2 protein-coding genes are annotated in these 8,457 nt (G+C 40.8%); both read right to left on the bottom strand.

Annotation, left to right across the window (positions count from 1 at the left end; translation table 11 throughout):
- Nucleotides 1-72: 72 nt before the first annotated feature.
- Nucleotides 73-3,312, bottom strand: a complete 3,240-nt coding sequence (locus tag QZL64_RS11505; protein ID WP_021842123.1) for a YadA-like family protein — start codon at nucleotides 3,310-3,312, stop codon at nucleotides 73-75.
- A gap of 618 nt (nucleotides 3,313-3,930) precedes the next feature.
- Nucleotides 3,931-8,457, bottom strand: a 4,527-nt coding sequence (locus QZL64_RS11500) for a YadA-like family protein (RefSeq protein ID WP_296309593.1), incomplete at its 5' end; no start/stop codon positions are given.

The raw sequence follows: 8,457 nt of genomic DNA, 5'->3' as shown, positions 1-8,457 counted from the left end.
AAAAAACTCAATTTCGTTACAGCCCCTTTTTGATTTTATTTACACGAAAGATGTAAATGTATTATTTAATTATTATTTGCTAGCCAACTGGTTCAAGATTTCTTGAATCTGAGCACGCAATTCTTGATTTTCTTGTTCCTGTTTAGCTACACGGTTATTCAAGTTTTCAATAGTAGAAGCCTGGTTGGAAACAACTTCAGCTAATGCAGATTTGGAGTAATTGGAGTACTCATTGCTGCTACCGAATTTAATGCTTACGCCGGCGTTGAACATGTTTTCACCGCCGCCCATGCTGGTACCCATAGAGAACATTACATCATTTGTCGGACGATAGAACGCACCCAAGGCCACTGCATTAGTGCCTTTGTAGTTACCATAACCGGCTGCGAAGTCCCATTTTGCACTTGGATCGAAGTCCTGTGGGTGTAAAGCTGCCAAAGCGGCTGCACCGGCACCTACACGATCAAGACGATTGTCCAATTTGCTTACTTGATTGCTCAAGTTGGATACACCACCGTTGAGGTTAGTGATGCTATCATTGATGGAACTAATGCTTTCGCTGTTAGCCTGAACCTGATTATCCAAAGCTGTAATGTTCTGAGCTGCTGTGTTGTCTTTTTTGATGAAAGCGCCATCAGCAGATACGCGAGTTTCACCTTGAATTTCTTGACGAAGCTGACTCACGTTAACAGCATCGTTATCTTTCACACCGGCTTTCACATCATGAATGATATTGTTGCCCATGCTAATGTTATCACCTTTGATAACAACAGTATCTTTACCGTCAGCACCTTTAATAGTTAAACCGTTAGTAGATACGCTGTTTAAACCGGTTAAGTCTTTGTTAAGAGCTACTTCCAACTTAGGAACTGTAGTTCCGTTAACAGTTACTTCGCTCGCAGTAGTTGTGATATTATTGCCACCAACAACACTGAAGTCGCTACCAGGAGTAACTGCTGTCTTATTGCCTGCATTATCAACAATGCCAATTGGCTTAGTTTCAACACCAATTGTTACCTGAGAACCGGATTTAGGATAACCTTCTTCAGGTGTTGTTGGAGTTGTTGTGCCTGTATCTCCAGAATCGCTTTCACCCTGCGTAGTCTGTGTATCATCAGATGGTGTTGTCGTTGTAGGAGTTGGATTATATGGAGGTGGTGTTACAGTTACCACGTCAGTTGGTGTTTCTGTTCCAACAACATTTAAACCAATTGTAAATTTATTATCAACACGATTTACAGTAATCCCCTCAGCAGCTTCAATAGTAATATCTTTAAGAGCTGCTTTCAACTGCGCTACGTTGACTGCATCTGTATCGGCATAACCACCGGCAACATTAATAATACGACGAGTATTAGCTTCGTATTCTCGAATTTTTCCGGTTTTAGTATCTGTTACTGTGTAGTACATATTACCTACAGATACAACTCCTTGATCTGCACTAAACCGTTCATTAGAATATACTGCTGGTATATCAAAAGTTGAATCAATAAGAGCCGCAGAATTATTACCGATGGCTACGGAATTGCTAAGTACAGAACGTGCATTTGAACCTAGTGCAACAGAATTATCTACACCTTGCAAACGAGTCATGTTACCCAAAGCAATATTATTAGCTCCACCAACACGAGAGAAATAACCGATAGCCGTTGATTCTTCTCCATGAGATTCTGCATAATGACCAATTGCTAATGCATTATCTGAAGAAGTACGTGCCTGTTGCCCCATAGCTACAGAGTAATGACCTTGAGCAATAGCGGAAAGACCTACTGCGATTGTATTGGAATCGTGAGCTTCGGAAACACCACCGATAGCTAGAGTTTGGAAACCAAAGGATTTCGCGCCCATACCGATAGCAATAGAGTTTTCATAGATTTTTTCAGTGTCTGATGATGTTTTATCATTAATAGTCACCGGATAATAATCATCACTAAGTTTATAATTTACATTACCGTCAATAGGACTTACATCGGTTGTAGTTGCATCTGTAGCAGCTGCTAAAGCTCGAACCGTTACAGTAGGATTAGCAGTTGTAACTACCGACTTATGAGTTTCATTAATTTCGCCTACATACGAATTATAACCCATAGCAATAGCATTATAGCCTCCTACAGCAACTTCACCTTTTACGCCAATTGCCATAGCTTGTGTACCATATGCTTTTGAAGCCTGACCCATAGCCATAGTCAAGGTATTATTAGCTAGTGAGTTAGTACCAACGGCAATAGAATTACCTCCAACAGCATCAGCAGAAGAACCTAATGCAATAGAACTTAGCCCAGAAGCTATAGAAGCTGCACCAAGGGCTGTAGATTCTTGGCCGTTAGCTTCAGTATTCTGCCCTAACGCAGTCGATTTTTCACCTCTAGCTTTTGCTGTAGCACCTACTGCAGTTGCATTAGCCACACTTGCTTCAGTTTCAGCACCAAGTGCAGTAGTAAAATTTGCGAGGGCTTTAGCTGACCCACCAATAGCCATACCCTTATTACCATTTACATTACTACTTTCACCAATAGCTATGCCTTGAAGACTTCGAATTGAAGGTGTAACACTAGCAGAATTACCAATAGCTATCGCACCCTCAGTTAATGTAGTAGTATTAGCTTGGTATCCCATAACGACACCGTTCTTCCCTAGTGCCTTTGCATTTGAACCTACTGCAATTGAGAACTCTTTATTAGCCATTGCAGAATTTCCTAATGCCATCGTATTTGTCGCACTCGCAGTACTTCCCGACCCAAGCGCCATAGTATAGTTAGCTGTAGCTTTAGCACTACCGCCAAGAGCAATAGCGTTATTTCCTGTAGCATTGGAAGAAGCACCAATCGCAATAATTTTAACCATTTTAGCTGTAGGATTAACATTAGCACCATTACCAATAACAATTCCATCTTCAGCAAAGGAACTGGTAGTAGCACCTTTACCTAATGCAATACTATTCAAGCCTTGTGCTTTTGCAGTAGAACCAAGGGCAGTTGAATACTGTCCGCTAGCAGCCGAATTATATCCTAATGCTGTTGCATTCAGTGCAGTTGCCTTAGCACTATGCCCAATAGCAGTTGTAAAACCAAAAGTAGCTTGTGAACTATTACCAACCGCAGTTGCTGAGCCACCTGTAACATTTGCACTACCTCCTACTGCTACCGAGTTTGACTGTGTAGCAACCGAGCCTGTACCAATGGCTACACCATTACCTGTGCCAGCTGCATTATCCACCGCCAATACAGATTGTCCGCCCCAGAAACCACCGGTTACTGCGAGCACTGTTCCCATTACCGCTAAACGTTTACCTACACTTAATCTTTTTTTCATTCATTTTCTCCTTATTCACCAGAATAACTTTTACACTTATTTTTTTAATAAACACATGATTACAATCGAAATATATTGTAACCGTTTAATTGATTCTTTCGTTAACACATCACAGAAACAATAAATCCATATATTTAAATTTATCGTTTCACGACTTATTCAGAATACCACATTAATCCTATCTTCGCAATAGGAATTTCATTCTCTATTTTTTCCATTTTAATGCCACTTATTGTTTTTCTAATCACTTTTTCAGTCCATTATCATTTAGTTATATATTTCAATATTTAAATCTATCTATATAAAATCTGTGTTTTTTGCCACTATGATTTTCATCTTACTCTCAATATATTTTTGCCATTCAGTAAATAAATTTATATCATTTCAGCATTATTTTTACACGAATTGTTTAAGAACACAAAAAAGCCATGACTAAGGTTAGAAATACACATTTTTCATGCATATTTGCAAACCACTAGTCATGGCTTTCAAACGAGTTTTTTAGTGCTATTTAGTTGTCCTTCTACAGAGGACTTAGAGAGGTATTTTTTTAATTTCACTTGAATTATATCTCTCTCAAGTTCTCTTAGTTAAAACTATTAATATAGTATAGGGAGATTATTTTTGAACTAACTGCTGTACCAAAGCTTCCAATTTAGCAATGCGATCGTTCTGAGCATCAATCTGGTTCTGTTTTGCAGCCAATTCAGCATCGAATTTAGCTTGTTGTGCTTTATTCTGTGCTTCTAAAGCTTGAACTTTATTTTGAACTGCCGCTACAGAAGTACCAGGTTTGGTTGTTTCTCCGGAACCGATACGGAATGTAGCCCCTAAGTTAGCCATAGCTTTACCACCTTGACCATAGGAGAGACCTACCGTGTATTGCTGATCGCTATCCGGTGCGTATGCATAACCTACTGCCAATGCTTGTTTGCCTCTGTAAGTACCTAAGCCGGCCATAATCTGTCCACGTTCGCCTTCAGCATATGGAAGCGGATTCAATGCGGCTAAGGAAGCTGCCATTGCATCGCCTTCAGCAGATTCATTGCGTACGTTTTGAATATCGGAAGACAAACCTTGAATTGCCTGACCTTGAGCATTTACTACTTCACCAAGTACACCGATTGCTGCCGTATTCGTTTCAACCTGAGTTTTAATAGGATACAACTGAGCACCGGTAATTGCTTGGTTAGAAGATTCGGTAATAGACCCTTGAGCCACATTGTCTAAAGTAATCAAACCTCTTTCAGTAGTTGATTGGCTAGCTAATTTGATTCCATCTACCGTAAGTGTATCACTAGTAAGCGAAGACTTACCTACAGCAACTTTTTCGGATGTTACGCTAGTATCACCAACAGCCAAACCATCTTTCGATAAAGTAGTTGATGCAGTTACTGTTCCATCAGTTACATCACCGAATGTTAAGGCAGCTTTCGTCAACTGAGCCACGCTACTATCGTTGACACCACCTATAGTCAACGAATTACCTGTTAATGACGATTCACCAACGTGGAATCCCTGAGCGGTTATTTCAGCTACACCGCCTTGTGATGCATCTCGATCTTGTCCATTAACTTCACCTATCGTTAATGAATGACCTACATGTAAGTCATCATTTAATTCAAGTTTTTCACCATCAGCAATTTTAAAGTTTTCAGTGTATTTCAAGCCACTTCTCTTAGGCTTAGTTGAAGTATTTGTAGTTGCATTACGGAACCCTGATTTTTCAGTTTCAACCGTATTTACTGTTTCATCATCTTCCGGATGATACCAGCCGGTTTCACGAGTAAATTCTTCAACAGCTTCTTTAGTCATGCTGATATTAAATGTTTTTGACCCATCAGGATTCATAATTGTTTTAACAGAAACATACTCGTCACCGCCTACTGCTTGTACCAATTTACGAACATTAGCTTTACCTTCAGAAGTTAAATTGTCCATATTTTTGGTTGCTGCATTATCAATCTTAGTTTTTACCGTATCGGTAAGATCAACAGTGACTTTATTCCCTTCAACAGCAGTTACAATTGACTTATTACCTTTTTCATCGGTAGCACCAACAATGTCCATACGACTGTTATCTTTAGTAAGATTTACATGTTCATCTTCATTATTGGTGTCAGTGCCAATCGTGATTCCCTGCATAGCTCTGCCGGCGAGTTTTTCAACGTCAGTAATTCTACCATCAAAGCCTTTTACGGTTTTGTCCAAATCGGTTACTTTAGTATCAAGGTTGCCAACTTTAGTGTCTAAATTACCTACTTTAGTATCCAAGTCGCCAACTTTTGTGCCAAGGTCTTTTACTTCTTGACCTAAGCCGTCAACTTTAGTTCCCAAGTCTTTAAGGCCTTTGTCGAGACCGTCAACTCTACCGGTTAAGTCAGTAACTTTAGTATCTACTTTATCCAACTGGCCTTTATTCACAGCGTCGCCGGCTTTTACACCATCAGCAATGTTGGAAATTACTTTGTTGCCTGCATCGATGCCGTCTTTAGTTACAGAAGGACCACCGGTAATGGCTAAGCCCTCACCGTTCAATGTGCTGGAGCCTACGCTTACACCATTGTTATCTACCGTTGTGTTACCTGCTTTTACGGAGCCTGTAGTACCAAGGTCGATTTGGTTGTTCAAGTTAACATCGAATGTCTTAACACCGTTAACGTCGGAAGGAGTTACCGTAATGTTAGTACCACCTGTTACATTAACCGCATTCTGACTGGTTTCTTTGATAACTTCTTTGCCTTTATCACTTAAGTTGGACAAGTCTTTATCAGCTGCGTTGTTAATCTTTTCTTTAGTAGCTGCCGTTAAGTCTACTACCAAGTTTTGACCATCAACTTTGCTTTCAACCATGCCACCGGATTTACCGGTAACACCGAAGCCTGCCTGACCTTTATTAACCGTAATCACACCACCGTTACCATCATTGATGGAGATAGTCTGTAAAGCGGAGTTAGCTAATTCGGAGCCTTCAGTTGCGATATTTTTCACTTCTTGCAATTGGTTGTAAGTTACTACATCGCCTTCTTGAGTACCGTTCGCTACGTTAGTAATCTTAGTGCCACCCATATTGATGCCGCCAACGTTGATGGTAGGACCGTTCTTAATTGTGAAACCACCATTGGAGATTGTCGTATCACCGAGAACGATGTTGCCTTGAGGGTTAACCGTAATGCCGCCTTCATTGATCGTTGTGCCGGCTACATTAATGGAACCGCCGTTAATTACTGTATCACCAACTCGGAATTCACCGGTAGGAACAAGGGTTACGCCACCGTTATTAATCGTTGTACCACCAACATGGAGGTCACCGGATTTAATGACAGTATCGCCTAAAGTGATGGATCCTTCACCACCTAAGTTCAAGTCTTTGTTCAAGTTAACTGTGAACGTCTTAACATCATCAGCTTTTTCAGTATCAACAGTGATATTGTTACCGCCTACTACATCAACTGCATCCTGACTCACTTCTTTGATAACTTCTTTACCTTTGTCATCCAAGTTGCCTAAGTCTTTACCAGCTGCATTGTTAATTTTTTCTTTCGTAGCTGTTGTTAAATCAACTACCAAATCATTACCATTAACTTTGCTTTCAACCATGCCATCAGCTGCGCCTACGATACCAAGACTTGCCTGACCTTTGCTGATTGTGATTACTTGGCCGTCGTTGCCTTTAACCGATACGGTTTGAAGTGCGCTGCTAGCCAATTCGGAACCTTCAGTAGCGATATTTTTAACTTCTTGTAACTGGTTGTAAGTTACTACATCGCCTGCCTCGGTCGCATTAGCTACGTTCGTAATCTTAGTACCGCCCATGTTGATACCGCCAACATTGATGGAAGGACCGTTTTTAATTGTCAAACCACCTTGGTTGAGGGTTGTACCGCCAACATTGATTGTGTTGCCGTTGATTACAGTATCGCCAACTTTGAATTCTCCGTTAGAGTTCAAGGTTACGCCGCCGTTATTAATGGTTGTACCACCAACTTGTACGTCACCGGATTTGATGATGGTATCGCCCAAAGTGATAGAACCTTCGCCGCCGAGATCCAAGTTTTTATCCAAGTTAACAGTGAATGTCTTAACACCATCAACCGTAGCTTTATCTACATTGATATTGCTACCGCCTTTTACGTCAACAGCGTCTTGAACAACTTCTTTAATAACAGTTTTGCCTTTATCGTCCAAGTTGCCTAAGTCTTTACCGGCTGCGTTGTTATTTTTTTCTTTCGTAGCAGCTGTTAAGTCAACTACCAAGTCCCGACCGGACACTTCGCTGGTAACCATGCCATCGGTAGCACCTTTAATGCCGAAACCTGAGTTTTCTTTATTAACAACAAGTTTTTGACCATTAGTATCTGTTACCGTTACTGTTTGAAGAGCGCTACCTGCAGTGTTTTCAACCGTCGTTACACGATCAGTCAAGGTATTCACATCTGTACGAATCGTGCCTACATCAGTTTTAACGTTCGTTACTTCAGTTTTGAGGGTACCCACATCAGTTTTAACTGTATTTACTTCAGTTTTGAGAGTACCAACATCATTTTTAACGGTTGTTACTTCAGTCTTCAATGTACCAACGTCAGTCTTAATTGTATTAACTTCGTTAGTAACAGTGTTTACTTTGCCATCTAATTCAGTTTTCACACCGTATAACTGACCACCGGTTACTGCATCAGTGGAGCCTTCAGACACGGAGCCTTCACCGAGGTTGGATACTACTTTACCGCCTGCATCGATACCGTCTTTAGTTACGGACGGACCGTCGGCAATGGCTAAACCGTTAGCGTCAACTGTAGTGGCACCGGCTTTAATGGAGCCGTCAGCACCTAAGTCAACATTGTTCTTCATGTTAACGGTGAATGTCTTAACATCATCAGCACCGGTTGCACTGGTTACTTCGATGTTAGTGCCACCTTTTACGTCAACGGATTTCTGAACAACTTCCTTAATAACTTCTTTGCCTTTGTCATCCAAGTTGCCTAAATCTTTACCGGCTGCGTTGTTGATTTTTTTTTTCGTTGCCGTTGTTAAGTCAACTACTACGTCTTGACCGGACACTTCACTGGTAACCATGCCATCGGTAGCACCTTTAATACCGAAGCCTGCATGGTCTTTATCAACAACAAGAGTTTGGCCTTTAGT

This window comes from Veillonella sp. CAG:933 (assembly GCF_000431435.1).
Taxonomy (GTDB): Bacteria; Bacillota; Negativicutes; order Veillonellales; family Veillonellaceae; genus Veillonella_A.
This window is presented reverse-complemented; position numbering and strand designations above follow the sequence as displayed.

Excerpts from the sequence above, each read along its gene's own strand:
- QZL64_RS11505 (WP_021842123.1), bottom strand. The coding sequence starts at position 3,312 with ATGAAAAAAAGATTAAGTGTAGGTAAACGTTTAGCGGTAATGGGAACA.